Here is a 17,249-nt window from a genome sequence, read left to right as displayed (position 1 = left end):
AGTCTCACGGATACTTCTATTAATGAAGAAAATTCGTATCCTGAAGCTCGCAAATGCTAAATTGAATAATCTCCATCGCATCATTCGGTTCCAATAAGCTCATACCGTCCCGAAGGATGATCATGGAGTCAAGCTCCTTCTCATTAAAGAAAGGAAGCATGTCGGGGAACCACTTCATGACGATTTGTGCCAGTTTTACCGTTTCCATTTCCACATCAATCACCCTTTCCTTCTAGAATCATTCGTGTAGAGAATCATTCTTCATGGAAAAGCACAAAGCCTGTGAAATCGGGTAAAGCTGAAGTCTTATGAAATTGACGAAGGAACCGCGCATAATTCATTATAACATAATGTTGGATACATTGGCACGGCAGACAGGCTAATGGATAAATTTACTTTTTACGGAACGAGCCCATCACACCCACCGTTTCCACGATGTTAACAAAAGCTGCTGGATCGGTAGATTTTATAATGCTTTTGAGCTCTGTCAATTCATAGCGAGTCGTTACGGTCATCAGCATATCCTTCTCTTTGTGGGAGAAGGCGCCCTGTGTTTTGATCAAAGTAACACCACGAGGCAGCTTCAAAAGTCTACTCAGTAATTCTTCAGTTTTGTCCGTGATAATGAACAAAGTAATTTTGATATGGCTAACATGAAGCAGGTCGACCACTTTACCACTAAGGTAAATTGATACCATCGAGGCAAGGGCCAGATTCCAGTCCCCTTCGATATAGCCCATGGCCAAGATGACGATAGCGTTCATCGAGACAAGGACACTGCCGACCGGAAAGTCGCGATACCTTGTAATGATCGAGCCGACGATATCGAAGCCGCCAGAGGAACCGCCGGCTCGAAAGGATATCCCGCTGCCTGCACCGACAAGTACTCCTCCGACGACCGCGGATAGAAAGGAATCCGTCGCAAGCGGAATCTCGCGTACCGGAATTAGGGCGATGAACCAAGTAACCGTCGCGACGGATAGAATGCTGAGCAGGATAAATCGCCTCCCAAGTAAAAACAGCCCCGCGATGAGAATAGGAATGTTATATACAAGATACATTACACTTATGCTTAGGGGCGTGAAGTAACCGGTCAGCATAGCCAAACCTGATACCCCACCACTAAGCAGATGATGCGGGACGAGAAAGAGATTGAAGCCGGCTGCAATCAGTATCGCCCCGATTACGATGACTAGACTGTTCCAAATTGTTTTGAGCATTTGAAAAATTCACCTCTTAAAGATGTAGAAATATGCCAGGCTGCTTGCTGGTGTTCTTTTCATGTTTTGTGCTATAATGTTTGAGATATTCTTGAGTAGGTATCCTTTTCCATGGAAAATGGTTAAGAATGTACGAAGCGATCCGTGCAATTTGACTAAACATCCGTACGCTATGTAAATTTTATGGGTTGATGGGATAGCCTATAAACGTTCCAATGCTACTTAAGAATACAGTCAAGATGGTGGGATGTCCACTATATAGAAGGAGTATGAATATTTTGAGTACATTTGCAGATTTCGGCCTAGAGCCTAAAGTTCTACAAGCAATAACAGAACTCGGATTCGAAGAAGCAACGCCGATCCAGACCAAATCAATACCTATTGCGATGTCAGGCCGCGACCTGATCGGACAAGCACAGACAGGGACAGGGAAGACAGCAGCATTCGGCCTTCCACTAATCAGTAAAATTCCAGCCAATGAAGATCGTATCGTTGCTCTCGTTATGGCCCCGACCCGGGAGCTTGCCATCCAGGTGGCTGAGGAAATTGGGAAGTTGTCCCGCTTCAAAGGAATCCGTTCCCTGCCGATTTATGGCGGGCAGGACATTGTAAGACAAATTCGCGCATTAAAGAAGAAACCTCAGATCATTATCGGTACCCCTGGCCGCTTATTGGATCACATTAACCGTAAGACGATTAAGCTTGATGATGTACAGACTGTTGTACTAGATGAAGCCGATGAAATGCTCGACATGGGCTTTATGGAGGATATTCAGTCGATTCTGAAGCTTGTCCCCGAAGAGCGCCAAACAATGCTATTTTCCGCTACAATGCCAGCAAATATCCAAAAGCTCGCACAGCAATTTCTTAAAGAGCCGGAGCATGTTTCTGTTATTCCTAAGCAAGTTAGCGCACCACTGATCGATCAGGCTTATATCGAAGTACATGAGCGTCAGAAGTTCGATGCGCTTACCCGTTTGTTGGATATGGAATCCCCAGAGCTTGCCATCGTATTCGGACGGACGAAACGCCGTGTAGATGAGCTTGCCGAAGCATTGCAAAAACGTGGGTATTCGGCAGATGGCCTGCATGGCGATCTATCCCAGAACCAGCGCGATAATGTAATGCGCAAGTTCCGGGATGGCAGTATTGATGTGCTTGTTGCTACCGACGTAGCAGCTCGTGGCCTGGATGTGTCTGGCGTAACTCACGTTGTTAACTTCGATCTGCCGCAGGATCCGGAGAGTTATGTACACCGAATCGGCCGTACGGGTCGCGCGGGTAAAGAGGGTGTAGCCTGGTCGTTCGTTACACCGCGGGAAATTGATCATCTTCGTTTCATTGAGCGGATTACCCGCCAGAAGATCACACGTAAACCACTGCCATCGATTGCCGAGGCAATTGAAGGGAAACAGCGCATTACAGCAGAGCGTATTTTGGAACTCGTTGAAGCTGGTGAACTGAATGAATATAAAGGAATCGCCATTACGCTTCTGGAGCAATATGATTCCGTTAATTTGCTGGCGGCCGCATTTAAGCTCATTACCGGCGATAAAGCGGATAAAGCAAACATTGAATTGACTCCAGAAGAGCCGATTCGTGTAAAACGCCGCAATCCGGACATACGTTCTAGCGGACGCAAACCGTATGGTTATGGCAATCGCAGTGGCGGTGGATACCGTCGAGACAATCGCGATGGCGGCGGCCGCGGCGGATACGGCAGCAAGGGCGGTTATAATCGTGACGGCGGACGGGATTCTTACCGCTCCTCATCGGATCGTAAGCCGCGTCCAGCAAGCAACAGTGGAGAACGCAGAGCTCCTAGACGCAGCGACAATCCTTCGTTCGACAATTGATTAGATAGTAGGATGATTAAAGAAGACGGAAGCCCGGCGGGCGTTCCGTCTTCTTGTTGCTGGAGATTAGTACAGAATAGAACGACTTACGATAACGAGCAGAATGAACAATACGAGAATTGTACCTGTGGAAGTCCAGAAACCGCCATATCCTGGGCCTACGTTGGACATGAGATAACCTCCTTAAAAAGTGTGGTTTTTGAAGTTACGGTATATACTATGGTGTAATTGTTCAACGAGATTAGACGCTTACCTAGAACAAGTCAAAATAGGCGCTGGATAGAGCTCATTGAATCATGTATAGTATTATTTATAGACATAAACCTTACTGGAGGGAGAATTTTTTTTGGAATACAAAGGACTAATGAGCGGTTTCTACAAAGTGACTGAGTGGATTATGAGAATATCAGGCAGCAACTTGCTCTGGCTTCTCTGTTCGTCGCCTTTTTTGTTTTTTGTGCTTACGGGATTATTAAGCCCGGACATCGAAATGTGGATTCAAATCGCCTGGATTCTAGCGATCTTGGCACCGTTTACACTATTCCCGGCGACATCAGCCTTGTTCTCTGTCACACGTAAATGGGTGATGGGGGAGACGGATGTAAGCGTCATTAAGGTGTACTTTAAAGGGTATAAAGAGAATTATAAGCAGAGCATGATCGGCGGGATCTTCTATACGCTACTGATCATTGTTATGATTGTCGACTATAACGTGTATATGAAGCAATTCGCCAACATGCAGATCATCGGCATTATTATGTTGATTTTCTTAATTTTGCTTTCAGTTTCTTTGTTTAATTTCTTTTCTTTAGTTGCTCACTATCATTTAAAAACTACGCTTTTGATTAAAAACGCGGTTCTGTTGACGATTCTCCGGCCGTTTCGTGTATTGTCGACAGTACTTTGCGTCATTGCGCTGGCTTTCATTACTGCGCAATTCACATGGCTGATTCTATTCGGTTTCGGCACGCTTACCGCGTTCGTCGCTTTTTACAATTTCAACGTAAGCTATAACAAGCTGCAGGAGAAAGTGGAGAAGATGCGTCAGAACGAAGAAGGTGCGAAAGATAGCGAAGAGGAGTCAGCTTCTGAGGATGAGGGGAAACTTGAAAACCGTGAGGATGGCCAGGATCAGGATCGGCTGCCGGAAGGCAATGGAGATGCTGTCGACGCTGCGAATGCAGATGAAATCGGAATGGACAAGGAGAATACCAAGCTTTAGACCGTTATTTTGATGATATTTTATTAAAAACATCCAGATTGGTATTTTCTTGAAAATCATGCAATTGTATTATATTAGGTTTACATTTAGAACTAGAAGGACTATAATAGGTTTACGTCCTGCGATGTACGTTTCGGTTCCATGTTGTTTTGAACCAATGACAATGTCCAGGGAGACTTATATCGTAACGCTGCTGAAAGGCCCTATCACTTATGATAAGGGGACTTCAAACGCGCTGCTGCGGTCACCCACCTGCTAATGCAGGTTCGAGGCAGTGTAACCGGACGGCATAGGCGGGTCTACATAGTTCAAGCTTAATAGCACCTTGCATCCCTTTATTGATTAAAGGCTGCAGGGTGCTTTTTTTGCTGCTGTTTTTTTCTCTGTGAGTATGAGGAGATTGCTTTTGTTTGTAACGTAACAATGTTAAACTATATACAACGTAGTACATACACCGATGTCTCGTGACGAGTAACGAAGGAGGAAGTAGAGTGTCAGTAAAAAGAACGCTCATCGGCATATTCCGCAGCCAAGAAGGTACGAGTGATCGCGCGAAAATGCCTGAAATGAAAACAAGGTATTATCAATTGTCCAAAGATAAAATTTGGGAGGAGGTTTCCTCCACCTTAAAGAAAATTCCAGGCTATAAGGTGCTTCATGAGGTTCAGTCTGTCGGTGAAATTACGCTGGAGAAGAAAACAGCCTTGGGCCGTACCATGGATATTACAGTTTCAATCGTGTCCACAGGGCCGCTTCGCAGTGCCGTCGATATTTACTCGGCTACTCGCGGCTCGCTTGGGGATTTAGGCAGCAATTATCGTAACATTCTTAATCTTTACGCGGCTTTGGATAAGAAGATTGGCGCTTATAAAGTAACGTCATAAGAAGACAAAAGCGAGCAAGAGGGTGGTTGGCCTTCTACTCGCTTTTGTTATTCAACATATTATTCTAGCGCTTATGACAAAAGTGCTTTAACCGCAGCTACTGCATTATCGTAATTCGGATGCTCGGTCATTTCACTCATGTATTCGACATAAGCGATTTTGTTATCTTTGTCGATGACGAATACGGAACGTTGGTCCAGCTTAAATTCTTTAATCAACACGCCGTAAGCTTCACCAAAGGAATTGTCTTTGTAATCGGACAGCGTAACTACGCGGTCAACACCGGCAGCGCCGCACCAGCGGGCTTGAGCGAAGGGCAGATCCGCGCTAACCGTCAAAATGATGACGTCATCGCCAAGGCTGGCGGCTTCTTCGTTAAAGCGGCGAGTTTGCGCGTCGCAAACGCCTGTGTCCAGGGAGGGGACGACACTGATGAGTTTGATTTTACCTGCAAAGTCCTGAAGGGTTGCTTCCTCGAGCAGGTTCTTGCTTAATTTGAAGTCTGGAGCCGTGTCACCAACCTTCAACTCAGGACCAATTAGAGTAATAGGATTACCTTTAAATGTTGCCGCATTAGTACGTTCTTGTGCCAATGTTATCTCCTCCTAAACGATTTTGTGAATGCATCTAATTTTAATTATAATCTTTTTAGAAAGAAAATGTCCAACATTAGGAAGAAAGGTATGGATTATATGATATTTATTCGTTACGAGAACTGGAGAACCTATCTGAAATCTTATCCAATTACTTGCCTTATTCTCGCTGTAAATATTGTGATGTATGTCCTGTTCGCTTTAAAAGGAAGAACCTATGGCGCCATTATTGGCTACGGAGCGATTACGAACGCACTGCCTTACGCGGACGAGTGGTGGCGATATTTTACTGCGATGTTTCTGCATGCGGATTTCGGCCATTTGTTCTCCAATAGCTTCGGGATTCTTATCTTTACACCGCCGATGGAGCGGTTGCTCGGTTCATGGCGATATATCCTGCTTTATGTAGGGAGTGGAATCGTCGGAAATCTGCTGACGATGGGGTTCTACCAGCATGCGACTGAACTACATATATCCGTGGGAGCGTCTGGCGCCATTTACGGCATTTATGGGGCCTTCCTGTATGTAGCGCTGCTGCAGCGTAACTTGATGGATGAAACATCACGTAAGACACTGTACAGTTTGCTTATGATCGGGGTTGTCTTCTCCTTCATCGTGCCTCAGATTAACTGGATCGCTCATCTTGGCGGCTTTATCGGCGGATTTTTCATTTACGGATTAATTATTCGGTTGTTAAAACGACGTTGAACCCCTTGTGAGTAAATGGTAAAGTTAGGGTAGAGTAAATTGATGGCAAGTCACCCCTATGGGTAATGACAGGAATCGAAATGGAGCGATCAGATTCGTGGAATTAAGACAACTGCAATACTTTGTGAAGGTGGCGAAGAAGGAGCATGTGACGCAGGCAGCCGAAGAACTTCATGTGGCCCAGTCTGCAGTAAGCAGGCAAATCCACCAACTGGAGCAGGAGCTTGGTGTTGACTTGTTCATGCAAAAGGGAAGGAATCTTCATTTGACTGCGGTTGGCCAGCTTTTTTGCAGTCGTGTAGAGAGTATCCTGAAGGATTTGGAACGAGCTGTAAATGAAGTTCACGAGTTTATTGACCCAGAGCAAGGCGAAATTCGCCTAGGCTTTCCACATAGCCTTGGTGTTCATGTTATTCCGAGTGTAGTTGCCGAGTTCCGCAAGCTGTATCCCAATGTAAAGTTCCGATTTAAGCAGGGGATGTATCCGACACTCATTCGTGATGTTGTATCGGCTGAAGTCGATCTGGCCTTTATTTCTCCTTTCCCGGAGAACCATAATCAGGTTGCGGGCAATGTTATTTTGACGGAGGATTTGGTAGCAATATTACCCCCAGGTCACCCGCTCGCCAATGAGCAAAGCATTAAATTAAATCAATTGAAAGATGATAAATTTATATTATTTAGTAAGGGTTATTCATTAAGGCCGATCGTATGGCATGCTTGCTTAGAAGCCGGCTTTACTCCAAAAATTGCTTTTGAGGGCGAGGAGACGGACACGATTCGCGGTCTCGTCGCTGCGGGAATGGGTGTTAGCCTGCTGCCAGAAGTTGCGCTGTTTCAGAGCTTCTCGCTGCAGCCGGCAAGGGTACGCATCTCCACGCCAAAAGTAACGAGAACGATCGGACTCATTCATCGAACCGACGATAAATTACCGCTAGTCGCGCAATCATTTCGCATATTTTTATTAGAATATTTTGGCTTACAACCGGACACACCGCCAAGTTAACTGGCGGTGTTTTTTTGTGTTATAAGATTTTTTTTGTTAACTATTACATGATCTAATAATTAGACAATAACGTGAACCGCTCAAGTAAAAACCGCATATATTTTAAATTTTGATATTGATAATCATTATCATTTAGAGTAACATACGAAATTGATGATGATTGATATAAAGAGGTGAGGAGAACGATGACGGCAGAAGCTAGTTTGGCAGGCAAAGCGCCACGCTTTGTTGTATTGGATTCAGGCTGTTATTTCAGCAGTCGAGAGAGTTGTGAAAAAGTACTCGGAGACGACGTCCTAGTCTTAGACACATATCGTTTAACAAATTATGATTTGAATCCACATGCTTGTCTAGTGATAGACGGTTTTGTGGATCAACAGTTTTTATATGAGAAGAGAGAGCGAATTCAGCAATTTTTGGATCGGGGAAAAATGCTGATTTTTAGCGGGAATCTATTCCTGCCGTGGCTTCCGGGAGCTTCGTTATTCGTACCTAAGCCCATTCATAGCCATCTGGATTATGTCGTATCGATTCAAGGATCGCATCCGATATTTGCAGGCGTCGATGCGAATGACCTGACATATAACAAAGGGGTATCCGGTTTTTTTGCCCGCGGGCATCATCCGGTTCCTTCCCGTGCGGAGGTGCTGCTGACACTGCCTAACGGTGAACCGATTACCTACATCGATCGCCATAGTACGCGTGGAACCCTTCTTGTTCATTCGGGTAACAATTTGTTGGGTTATAACGATCCCAGCAATACCACCGGACTCATCGGGAAGCAACTGAAGGCATGGGTGGAAGAGGAATATAGGCTGATTCAGGCAAGGAGAGAGACGCAATGAGGAAAATAGCGGTCATTTATGGGGGAAACGCCCATCAACACAGAACGTTCTATGAAACGAAGTATCGGCGTTATTGTCAGGAGCTTATCTACTTGCCCGAGCTGCATCGTATGTCATTGGATGATTATGATGTCGTATTGATCCCATCACAGCTTCATCAGCGTCTATTAATGGAATCCCAGTCGAAATTGATCGACTTTGTGCAGAGGGGGGGCGTATTGGCTGGGCTTGGAGCTCAGCCCACTCATCTGCTGCCTGGACACGGGTGGGAGTTCAGACCGACCAATTTCTGGTGGTGGCTGGATCGTGACGCTAGCAGTGGGCTTGTGGCTAATAAGCCGGATCATGATTTGTTCAATTACATTACACTAGAGGACGCCACGTGGCATTATCATGGTGTATTTCATCCTCCAGCAGGTGTGGATTGCATTATTAATGTTGAGGGTGGCGGCACGATTCTATATGTGGATCAATTAACGACGTCGGGAACGCTCATTTTAACGACGCTTGATCCAGAATATCATTACGGTTCTTATTTTATGCCGGCAACGGAGAGGTTTTTGAATGGTTTTCTGCCTTGGTTAGCGGGTGGAAAGCTGCATTATCATCGATGAGTAAATAAGGAGAGTATGACATGTTCTTTAGCGAGAAATTCTATATAAAAAGTATATTGGCTATCTTAATCATCTGTTTAGCCGTGTTGACTGCAGGCTGTGGCATGCAGAAGAATGCTGAACAAGTAGACTCCTCGGAACAACCCATTACTGCTGCGGGGGAGGTCTCGATCGCTCAGCCTGCAGCGAATGAAGTGAAGCAAATTAGAATCGCTTGGGGGAACAGTGGATATCCGTCTCCGTTTGCTTTTAGCGCTTCTGGACCTGGGGGGTTCCTAAGAAACTCCTTTTTATTCGATACATTAACCTGGAAGGATGAGCATGGCGTAATCCCATGGCTGGCTAAATCCTGGAGCGTATCCGATTCTGGGCTCGAGTATACTTTCGAGCTGGAGCAAGGGGTTAAGTGGCATGACGGCGAGCAGTTTACGGCAGATGATGTCGTATTTAGCTTCGAATATTATAAGAGCCACCCTTTTATGTGGACAGGCGATATTAGTCAAATTAAGTCGGTGGCCAGGGTAGGAGATCATGAAGTTCAATTCACATTGAATAATAAATATGCGCCGTTCCTGACCGATCTTGTTGGCATTGTTCCGATTCTTCCTAAGCATGTGTGGGAACAGGTGGACAAGCCGCTGGAATTCCGCGATTCGTCGGCTCTTGTTGGAACTGGTCCTTATATATTGAAGGAATATGATGAGAAAGCCGGACAGTATTTGTATACGGCGAACGATAGCTATTTTAAAGGCAAAGTTCGGGTTCGGGAAGTAGCTTATATTAATGCACAAAACAAAGTGCTGTCTCTGCAAAAAAACGAAATCGATGCAACGATGGTGTTGAATTATGCTGAAGTCGAGCAAATGGTAAAGGAAGGTTTTGATGTCATCAAGAGTGCACCAACGGGGAGTGCTTTGCGCGTCACGTTTAATCTCGAACATCCACAGCTAAAGGACAAGCGACTGCGCCAAGCGCTGGCCTACGCGGTCGATCGTGAGGAGATGGCAAGTAAGATTACCGGCGGTGAGCCGATGGTTGGAAATGCAGGTATTATTCCACCGGATTCTCCATGGTACAACACGCAGGTGAAGCAGTATGAATACGATCCGTCCAAGGCAGAGCGAATCCTTGATGAGCTTGGCTATACGAAGAAGGCGAACGGCCTACGCGAGGATTTGAAGCTGAATGTGATGGTATCCTCCACATCTCCCGAAGCTCAGGTAATGCAGGAAATGCTGAAGAAGGTCGGCGTCATCTTGAATATTCAGCAAGTAGACTCGGCAACATTCTCGGCGGCCATGGGTGAGAACAAATATGATATGGCAGTAACCGGGCATATTGGCCTGAGTGGAGACCCTGATTATTTGCGTTTATGGTTCCTTGGTCAGGCCAGCAACTCTCTGGCCGCGAGAGGAAAGCAGTTTGATCATAAGGAGTTCCAGCAGCTTGCCGTCATGCAAATGACTGAGCTTGACGCACCCAGACGGAAAGAAATCGTGTCAGAGATGCAAGATATTTTGGCAGAGGAATTACCGACGCTTGTACTGTATCACAGACCCTTCTACTTCTTGCATAAACAGAGCCAATATGACGGATGGTTCAATACTGCGGGAGGTATAGCAGACGGTATACCATTATGGGACAATAAGGCAGCTTTTATCGATGTCGGCAACTAAACAAGCTTTAACTTATATGGCTGTACTGGTGTTCGTGGTATTGATAAACTTTTGGCTTCCAAGGCTTCTGCCTGGTGGGCCGGTAGAGTATTTGACCGGAGGCGGGGAAGAAGGCGTCATATTCCTCTCTGAGGTACAGAAACAAGCGATGCTGGAGTATTATCATCTGAATGACTCGCTATGGATTCAGTTCATGACTTATATACAAGGCCTGTTTATTTTCGACTTCGGCTTATCGTTTACGTACAAGGCTCCAGTGTTCGAGGTGATTGTAACCCATTTGCCTTGGACACTGCTGATCGTAGGGGCAGCAACCGCATTGTCGATGATTATCGGTTTGACGATTGGGCTGTGGTCAGCGTGGAAATATCCGGGGAGAAAGGATCGCTCCATCTTTATGGTGATGTTGGGTTTTAGCGCGGTGCCTGAATTTCTTATAGGCATGCTGCTGCTTATCGGCTTATCTGTTAAAGCGGGTGCGTTCCCGCTTAGCGGTGCGGAGAGTCCCTTTGCTCAAGCTGAGCATTGGTTGGGTCGAGTTATTGATATCGGCAAACATGCCTTTTTGCCCATCGCAACATTGACGATAGGGAATTTGGCGGGAATGTATCTTCTGATGCGAAATGAAGCTATTCGAGTACGTCAGGACACGTATGTTGAGTTCGCAGCAGCGAAAGGAATTCGTGAACGTGCTGTCCTGTGGCGTCATGTTGCTCGCAATTCAGCATTGCCCCTGGTCACGGTTATCGTTACTCGTATAGGGGGAATGCTGGCTGGGTCGGTACTGGTAGAGACAGTGTTCTCTTATCCGGGCATCGGGAAATTACTGCAAGAAGCGATCTTAGCACGAGATTATCCGCTGCTGCATGGTCTGTTCCTAATGATGACGCTGTTCGTCCTATGCCTCAATCTGCTTGCCGATTTAATTTATCCTCGGCTTGATCCCCGGATTCGCGTGGCCAAAAAGGGGGAAACAGCATGAATAGGATGAAAAGATTAAATAGATGGAATAGATTGAAAATAACCGGTGGAGCTATCGTAGCACTATTCATTGCCACAGCTATCATTGGACCGTCCCTGGCGCAATTTGCGCCATTCGCTCTGGAGGGCGAACGCTTCACCATTCCCTCCAGAGTTCATTGGCTCGGTACCAATTCACTTGGCCAGGATATATTTAGCGGCATTGTGCATGGGGCAAGAATCACCTTGTTTATCGGACTCGCAGTAGCCCTGCTCAGTACATTTCTAAGCGCGCTCCTCGGTTTGCTTGCCGGATATTCGCAGCGGCTTGATCCGCTGCTTAACTCGCTGGCCAATATGCTTCTGGTATTGCCTTCGCTGCTGCTCATATTAATTGTGGCATCATTTACCGGAGGGGGAATGTGGCAGCTGATCATTACCCTTGGCCTGTTGACATGGCCTGGGTACATGCGGCTCATACGAGCCTCGGTGTTGTCGTTAAAGGAAAGGGAATTTGTTAAATCGGCCCAGTTGTTTGGCGGCGGTACATTCTATATTTTACGCAAGCATTTGCTTCCATTCTTATGGCCGATATTAAAGACGAAATTTATATTATCTTTTCGGCAAGCCGTCATCATGGAAGCGAGTTTATCGTTTATAGGTGTTGGAGACCCCAACCGTCCTTCATGGGGAAAAATGCTGCAGCAAGCTTTCGGCACGAGTGAAACATGGATGACGGATGCATGGCAATGGACGGTACTTCCTCCGACAATGGCTATATTGCTCATTACATTGGGACTTGCTTTGATGGGAGAGGCGGATGTAGCAAGCGCTAGTAGTGAAAGAATTGTTGCTGAAAAAGCAATCGCGCATAAACCTAAACCTGTCTTGAGCAAAAAGACTGCCGATACACCTGATTCCTGGGCGTCGCAGGCGGTTATAGCGGCAGATGATCTTTGCGTAACGTATGCGGGGGAAGTCATTATAGAGCCTCTATCTCTGTCTGTGGAATCAGGGACTGTGACCGCTTTGATTGGACAATCCGGTTCGGGAAAAACAACGCTGGCTCGAGCCTTGTACGGGTTGCTTCCACATGCTGCTGTACAAGGAAGTGTGCATATTAACGGCAAGCGGGTTTACGGCTGGGGGCAAGGCGACAAAAGCGAAGCAGGGATAGGGATGAGGCGCTGGGTTGATGCGGCCTTTATATTTCAAGACTCTAGCTCAAGCTTCAATCCACTGCTGACAGTCGGTCAACAATTTACCGAAGCGATCCCGGATCTAATCACCAAGCAAGAAAAGCGAAGGATAGCGGCCGAGGCCTTACGGGAAGTACAGCTTAATGAAAGGCTGCTCGAGCATTATCCTCATGAGTTAAGCGGGGGGATGCTCAGCAGAGCGCTCATTGCATTGGCGCTGCTGAATAAACCAGCAGTACTAATTGCCGATGAACCGACAGCTGCGCTTGATCCTATTTTAAAACGAGAAATATTGGAGCTGATGGTTGAGAAGGTACGTGAATATGGCATGACGCTTCTACTGATTACACATGACATCCCTGCAGCTGTTCACACCGCGGATAAAATCATGGTGCTTCACAGCGGAAAGATGGTCAAATGCCTAAATAAGGATGAGTGGATCGTGTGGCAGGGATTGGTTCAGGAACATAAGGTTTGGAGGTTTACATGATAGAGGTCGACAAGGTTACGAAGCAATATGGGAGGCGTCAGCAAAAGGTTACTGCTATACGCGATGTTACAATTACAATTCGCGAGCATGAAATATTCGCACTGATTGGGGAAAGTGGCTCAGGCAAGTCCACTTTGGCTGCCATGATTGCCGGCTTGGAGCAGCCGTCGAAAGGCAAGATCGTTTGGCGGAATATTCAGAATGAACCTGTGAAGGAACGCATATATCCCCGGCAGCGTACACAAGCCCAGATGGTGTTTCAAAATCCAGATCGTTCATTGAATCCTTATTGGGACGTAAAAGATATTGTCGCTGAGCCGCTGATTTTAAAAGGGGTATCGCCTACCAAAGCCTATCATCATGCAGCGGAATTGCTGGAACGAGTCCACTTGCCACTCTCGATGCTGGCGCGTCGTCCCGGACAATGTTCCGGAGGGCAGAAGCAGCGTATAGCTATTGCGCGAGCTATAGCTCTTGCTCCAGCCGTCCTTATTGCCGATGAAATAACATCGGCGCTTGACCCGGAAACCGAGCAGGACATTTTGAAGCTGCTTGTCGCATTGAAGCGCGAGCAGAGCATGGCTATTCTATACATTACACATCGCTTGGAGACAATTAGCGGATTTGCGGATCGGATGGCCGTGATGAAGGATGGCTTGATTGTGGAGGAGGGGCAGTGCGAACAAATTTTACAAGCACCAAAGACCGATTACACCCGCGCTCTACTGAAAGCTTGTTCATTTGCATAGTGTGGGCTACTATTCTTAGCATGAAAGAAAGCTTGAACTTCGTTGCAAAAAGCCTGCTCTGCTTCAGTAAGCTGCTGCTGCTTGCGGAGGATAACGCCGTTTTTACGTTTGAGCTGCAGACCCGAAACGGGGATCGTCTCAAGTTGGGCTTGCTCCAGTTCAGCTTGGATTACGGCGTCGGGTAGGAATGAAATACCGAGTCCGGCCCTGACCGATTGCTTAATGGTGCTAAAATTGCTCATTTGCAAATAACGTATATGGATATTATGCTGGGCTAATTGTTTCTTCATATATTGGCAAAGATATAGGCTTTGAGGTAGCAAAATTGTTTGACGGTCGAAATCTCTCGGGTATAATAATTTTCGGCTGCTCCAGTGATGATTAGGGGGAATAACCAATGAAAATCGCTCCTCGAACAAAACGATATAATCAAATTCTGCATGTAGCTGTTCATCTTCCAAATAAAGAGGGAGAAGAGCAAAATTAGATTTACCATCCATTAAAAAGTGGCGTAACTCATTGTAACAATAGGTGTGAATTTCCAGCATTTGAGCAGGGAAGCGCTGATGGAAACTCGCTAAAATTTTCGAAAAATAATATTCGGATATATAATTGCTTACATAAACGGAGAGAATACGATCCTGCTGAAGCGTAGATTTCTTTACCATTGCGGCCGCCTCATCTGCAAGCTTGGTTATTTGCCGAGCATATGTTAACAAAATTTGTCCTTGTTCGGTCAATTCTAGCCTCTTACTATTACGATGAAAAAGGACGGTCTCAAGTTGTTCCTCCAACTGCCGAATATGATTACTAATGGTAGGCTGCGAACAGTACAACTGTTTGGCCGCCTCTGTATACGAGCCACATTCGACAAGAACGAGGAAGGTTTCTAGCCGTACTAACGAATTCATGATGACTCACCTCATTCAAATGCATGTTAAAAAGCAATCGCCTTTATAAGATAATATTGAAAATGATTATCATTGTCAATATAATGAGGATGTTATCGATAGAGACATTCAAGCAGAAAAAATGGAGAATAATCGGCTCAGCCTGAGCGATTATTCTCCATAGTTATTTCGTTCTTAAAGCAGAACGTTAATTTTGATTACGGCTTTCGAGTAAAATCAATACGAATCGGAACAGTTCCAGCAGGGAAATGAGCGCCGCTGCCACATAGGTTAGGGCAGCTGAATTTAGAACCTTTCCAACTTGCTGTTCTTCGTTCTGTGAGACAAGTCCCATGTTTAACATTTCGCGGCGAGCACGGTTTGAAGCATCAAACTCCACCGGCAGTGTAACCAGTTGAAAGAGCACGGCCAACGAGAAGAATGCAACGCCGAGTCCGGCTAGATTAAATAAACCAAATAAGAAGCCGGCTAAAATAAGGAACGGGGAAATTTGTGAAGTTAGGTTAACGATAGGAAACATTTTGTGACGCAGCACGAGCATGGGATAAGATTCCTTGTGCTGGATCGCATGACCCACCTCATGACATGCCACGGCAACGGCGGAAATCGAACTTTCAAAATAAACAGGTTCGGATAGACGGACTACGCGTTTGATTGGATCATAATGGTCGGAAAGGGTTCCGCGTACGGGTTCGATAGGAACATCGTAGAGCCCGTGGGCATCCAGCATGCGTCTTGCTGCATCATGGCCAGTTAAGCCGAAAGAGCTGGGGACCTTTGCATAACGCTTAAACGTTCCTTTAACTTTGAATTGCGCCCAGAATGAAAGTCCAATCGCCAGCAGAAGCAGTATAAAAATCGTACTCGAATTTATCAAAATAAATTCCTCCTATAATTTAGTAGTATCATTGTTGAATTCGTTGAATTATTTGATTCGATATGCGAGTTGCTTAGGTAAAAGGACCTTGATTAATTAGAAGGTATAAGGCATCGATACAGGCAACGCTTTTTGGCATCAGGGTAGAGAACATTTTTCTAGCCTGGCCAGGCTTCAAATTTGAAATGAGCGGTTCAAGCTCCTTGACTTCCCGCTCTAATCTTTGCATATGGATTTCAAGCGAGGTTAATTTCTCGGTAACCTGTTCTTCGTCGCTTACCGTGTTCCACAATTCCAGCTTTGAGCGGATTTCCTTTAACGTATACTTCTCCTGTTTTAATTCATTAATACGTTTTAAACGTTTTAAGGTTTCAGCACTGTATAAACGATAATTTTTCTGTGTTCGTGCTTCTGGTGTAATGAGCTTTAGCTTGGTGTAATAATCAATCGTTCTCTCACTTACGTTAGCTGCCTTGGCCAATTCACCAATTCTGTATAGTTTTATCATCCTAATAGGCTCACCTCACTCCTAAGGATATATTAGTATATCTATTTTTCTAGAAATAATGATACCTGATACATAAGTATACAGTCAAACGTTATGCTTTCTATTCGCTAGTTACTTTCGCTGGTTATTATTTTGCGTTATACTGTAACGAGTTTGTCCGAGTAAATTCACTTTCATCATCATTGATTTGTAACTAAATATAAATTAAGGGTACAATACATATAATAATTCTTGCTTTGCCATCTCCGATTACATCAAGTAAAGGAAGAAGAACATGAGAAGAAATATACCGATACTTGCGCTCCTGCTCGTATTGCTTGGGGTCGCGCTGTACCAAAATTATGGAAAGGGCTTGTTCCCGTTTTTTGGGGGGAGTCAGGCGAAACAAGCGCAAACCTTAACAGCAGCTCTGGCTGAAGAGGCACCCAAGCCCGGCTCTTTGTCGCCATCTTTCACCTTGGAGGGACTGGATGGAACCACATATCAGGTAGGGGGAGAGCGGAACAAGCCGGTATTGGTGAACTTTTGGGCCTCCTGGTGTGATCCCTGCAAGGAGGAAGCGCCTGATCTCGTCAGGTTTTACGAAAAATACGGTGATCAGCTGGATATTTATGGGGTCAATGTTACGGCATATGATACTGTGGAGAAGGCTGAGGGGTTCGTCCAGGAATACGGCATCGAATTTCCCGTACTGCTTGACAAGAAGGAAGAAGCATACAAAAAATTCAACGGCATGGCATTTCCAACGAACGTGTTGATCGATAAGAATGGCGTAATTCAGGACCTGATTGTGGGGATTCTTCCGCCGAAAGACCTTGAGGCTAAAATCAAAAAGATCTTAAAATCCTCATAATGCACAAAACACAGATGATGCACAGAAGACAGAAGACCCGGATGTCCTCATTCAAAGGAACCTCACCGGGTCTTCATG

Annotated in this window: 19 protein-coding genes and 1 other RNA gene; 13 read left to right on the top strand and 7 right to left on the bottom strand. The window is 45.6% G+C overall.

Annotation, left to right across the window (positions count from 1 at the left end):
- Window positions 1-19: 19 nt before the first annotated feature.
- Window positions 20-208: a hypothetical protein gene (locus EIM92_RS19100; RefSeq protein ID WP_246021065.1), complete on the bottom strand. Its 189-nt coding sequence runs from the start codon at window positions 206-208 to the stop codon at window positions 20-22.
- Between the two features lie 184 nt (window positions 209-392).
- Entirely contained in the window at window positions 393-1,220 is an 828-nt protein-coding gene (locus EIM92_RS19095) for a YitT family protein (protein ID WP_125084179.1), read from the bottom strand.
- A 278-nt stretch (window positions 1,221-1,498) separates the two neighbouring features.
- Here EIM92_RS19095 and cshA point away from each other — a divergent pair, with 278 nt between their 5' ends.
- Window positions 1,499-3,076, top strand: a complete 1,578-nt coding sequence (gene cshA / locus EIM92_RS19090) for a degradosome RNA helicase CshA (protein WP_125084178.1) — start codon at window positions 1,499-1,501, stop codon at window positions 3,074-3,076.
- 66 nt (window positions 3,077-3,142) lie between these two features.
- On the opposite strand, the gene EIM92_RS19085 is transcribed toward cshA, so the two are convergent.
- On the bottom strand, window positions 3,143-3,247 hold the full coding sequence (locus tag EIM92_RS19085) for a sporulation protein YjcZ (protein ID WP_110933370.1): 105 nt from the start codon (window positions 3,245-3,247) through the stop codon (window positions 3,143-3,145).
- Window positions 3,248-3,422: 175 nt separating this feature from the next.
- Here EIM92_RS19085 and EIM92_RS19080 point away from each other — a divergent pair, with 175 nt between their 5' ends.
- From EIM92_RS19080 to EIM92_RS19070, 3 genes are all read left to right on the top strand, one after another.
- A complete protein-coding gene (locus tag EIM92_RS19080) occupies window positions 3,423-4,298 on the top strand; it encodes a YesL family protein (RefSeq protein WP_125084177.1) in 876 nt (291 codons plus the stop codon).
- 113 nt (window positions 4,299-4,411) lie between these two features.
- Window positions 4,412-4,602, top strand: a non-coding RNA gene (gene ssrS / locus EIM92_RS19075) — 6S RNA.
- Between the two features lie 187 nt (window positions 4,603-4,789).
- Complete coding sequence (locus tag EIM92_RS19070) at window positions 4,790-5,182, top strand: DUF1499 domain-containing protein (RefSeq protein ID WP_125084176.1); 393 nt, start codon at window positions 4,790-4,792, stop codon at window positions 5,180-5,182.
- Between the two features lie 71 nt (window positions 5,183-5,253).
- Here EIM92_RS19070 and tpx read toward each other — a convergent pair whose 3' ends face one another.
- A complete protein-coding gene (gene tpx / locus EIM92_RS19065) occupies window positions 5,254-5,775 on the bottom strand; it encodes a thiol peroxidase (RefSeq protein ID WP_125084175.1) in 522 nt (173 codons plus the stop codon).
- A gap of 99 nt (window positions 5,776-5,874) precedes the next feature.
- Between tpx and EIM92_RS19060 the strand changes: the two genes are divergently transcribed.
- The 8 genes from EIM92_RS19060 (at window position 5,875) to EIM92_RS19025 (ending at window position 14,022) form a co-directional block, all read left to right on the top strand.
- The gene (locus tag EIM92_RS19060) at window positions 5,875-6,483 is read left to right on the top strand and encodes a rhomboid family intramembrane serine protease (protein ID WP_125085277.1); all 609 of its coding nucleotides are present in this window, start codon (window positions 5,875-5,877) and stop codon (window positions 6,481-6,483) included.
- Between the two features lie 97 nt (window positions 6,484-6,580).
- On the top strand, window positions 6,581-7,489 hold the full coding sequence (gltC, locus tag EIM92_RS19055; protein ID WP_125084174.1) for a glutamate biosynthesis transcriptional regulator GltC: 909 nt from the start codon (window positions 6,581-6,583) through the stop codon (window positions 7,487-7,489).
- Between the two features lie 185 nt (window positions 7,490-7,674).
- Window positions 7,675-8,334, top strand: a complete 660-nt coding sequence (locus tag EIM92_RS19050) for a phosphate starvation-inducible protein PhoH (RefSeq protein WP_125084173.1) — start codon at window positions 7,675-7,677, stop codon at window positions 8,332-8,334.
- Entirely contained in the window at window positions 8,331-8,948 is a 618-nt protein-coding gene (locus EIM92_RS19045; RefSeq protein WP_125084172.1) for a hypothetical protein, read from the top strand. Before EIM92_RS19050 ends, EIM92_RS19045 begins: the two co-directional genes overlap by 4 nt.
- 20 nt (window positions 8,949-8,968) lie before the next feature.
- Window positions 8,969-10,624, top strand: coding sequence for an ABC transporter substrate-binding protein (locus EIM92_RS19040; protein WP_246021059.1), 1,656 nt, complete (start codon window positions 8,969-8,971; stop codon window positions 10,622-10,624).
- Entirely contained in the window at window positions 10,611-11,606 is a 996-nt protein-coding gene (locus EIM92_RS19035; RefSeq protein WP_125084171.1) for an ABC transporter permease, read from the top strand. Before EIM92_RS19040 ends, EIM92_RS19035 begins: the two co-directional genes overlap by 14 nt.
- Window positions 11,603-13,273 carry an ATP-binding cassette domain-containing protein gene (locus tag EIM92_RS19030; protein ID WP_125084170.1) on the top strand — a complete coding sequence of 557 codons (1,671 nt, stop codon included), beginning with the start codon at window positions 11,603-11,605 and terminating at the stop codon, window positions 13,271-13,273. Before EIM92_RS19035 ends, EIM92_RS19030 begins: the two co-directional genes overlap by 4 nt.
- Window positions 13,270-14,022 carry an ABC transporter ATP-binding protein gene (locus EIM92_RS19025; RefSeq protein ID WP_125084169.1) on the top strand — a complete coding sequence of 251 codons (753 nt, stop codon included), beginning with the start codon at window positions 13,270-13,272 and terminating at the stop codon, window positions 14,020-14,022. Before EIM92_RS19030 ends, EIM92_RS19025 begins: the two co-directional genes overlap by 4 nt.
- On the opposite strand, the gene EIM92_RS19020 is transcribed toward EIM92_RS19025, so the two are convergent.
- The 3 genes from EIM92_RS19020 to EIM92_RS19010 form a co-directional block, all read right to left on the bottom strand.
- On the bottom strand, window positions 13,983-14,933 hold the full coding sequence (locus EIM92_RS19020) for a LysR family transcriptional regulator (protein WP_125084168.1): 951 nt from the start codon (window positions 14,931-14,933) through the stop codon (window positions 13,983-13,985). The two genes, EIM92_RS19025 and EIM92_RS19020, sit on opposite strands and share 40 nt — an antisense overlap.
- Before the next feature lie 187 nt (window positions 14,934-15,120).
- Window positions 15,121-15,807 (bottom strand): zinc metallopeptidase, encoded by a 687-nt coding sequence (locus EIM92_RS19015; RefSeq protein WP_125085275.1) that lies wholly within the window; start codon window positions 15,805-15,807, stop codon window positions 15,121-15,123.
- A 76-nt stretch (window positions 15,808-15,883) separates the two neighbouring features.
- Window positions 15,884-16,318, bottom strand: a complete 435-nt coding sequence (locus tag EIM92_RS19010; RefSeq protein WP_125084167.1) for a MerR family transcriptional regulator — start codon at window positions 16,316-16,318, stop codon at window positions 15,884-15,886.
- 274 nt (window positions 16,319-16,592) lie between these two features.
- Here EIM92_RS19010 and EIM92_RS19005 point away from each other — a divergent pair, with 274 nt between their 5' ends.
- Entirely contained in the window at window positions 16,593-17,171 is a 579-nt protein-coding gene (locus EIM92_RS19005; protein ID WP_125084166.1) for a TlpA family protein disulfide reductase, read from the top strand.
- Window positions 17,172-17,249 lie beyond the last annotated feature (78 nt).

Origin of the sequence: Paenibacillus lentus, assembly GCF_003931855.1 — a bacterium.
Lineage (GTDB): Bacteria > Bacillota > Bacilli > Paenibacillales > Paenibacillaceae > Fontibacillus > Fontibacillus lentus.
This window is presented reverse-complemented; position numbering and strand designations above follow the sequence as displayed.

Coding starts and splice junctions, on each gene's coding strand:
- EIM92_RS19040 (WP_246021059.1), top strand. CDS start 8,969: ATGTTCTTTAGCGAGAAATTCTATATAAAAAGTATATTGGCTATCTTA.
- EIM92_RS19060 (WP_125085277.1), top strand. CDS start 5,875: ATGATATTTATTCGTTACGAGAACTGGAGAACCTATCTGAAATCTTAT.
- EIM92_RS19020 (WP_125084168.1), bottom strand. CDS start 14,933: ATGAATTCGTTAGTACGGCTAGAAACCTTCCTCGTTCTTGTCGAATGT.
- EIM92_RS19100 (WP_246021065.1), bottom strand. CDS start 208: ATGGAAACGGTAAAACTGGCACAAATCGTCATGAAGTGGTTCCCCGAC.
- EIM92_RS19025 (WP_125084169.1), top strand. CDS start 13,270: ATGATAGAGGTCGACAAGGTTACGAAGCAATATGGGAGGCGTCAGCAA.
- EIM92_RS19045 (WP_125084172.1), top strand. CDS start 8,331: ATGAGGAAAATAGCGGTCATTTATGGGGGAAACGCCCATCAACACAGA.
- EIM92_RS19050 (WP_125084173.1), top strand. CDS start 7,675: ATGACGGCAGAAGCTAGTTTGGCAGGCAAAGCGCCACGCTTTGTTGTA.
- EIM92_RS19095 (WP_125084179.1), bottom strand. CDS start 1,220: ATGCTCAAAACAATTTGGAACAGTCTAGTCATCGTAATCGGGGCGATA.
- EIM92_RS19010 (WP_125084167.1), bottom strand. CDS start 16,318: ATGATAAAACTATACAGAATTGGTGAATTGGCCAAGGCAGCTAACGTA.
- EIM92_RS19085 (WP_110933370.1), bottom strand. CDS start 3,247: ATGTCCAACGTAGGCCCAGGATATGGCGGTTTCTGGACTTCCACAGGT.
- EIM92_RS19035 (WP_125084171.1), top strand. CDS start 10,611: ATGTCGGCAACTAAACAAGCTTTAACTTATATGGCTGTACTGGTGTTC.
- EIM92_RS19005 (WP_125084166.1), top strand. CDS start 16,593: ATGAGAAGAAATATACCGATACTTGCGCTCCTGCTCGTATTGCTTGGG.
- EIM92_RS19030 (WP_125084170.1), top strand. CDS start 11,603: ATGAATAGGATGAAAAGATTAAATAGATGGAATAGATTGAAAATAACC.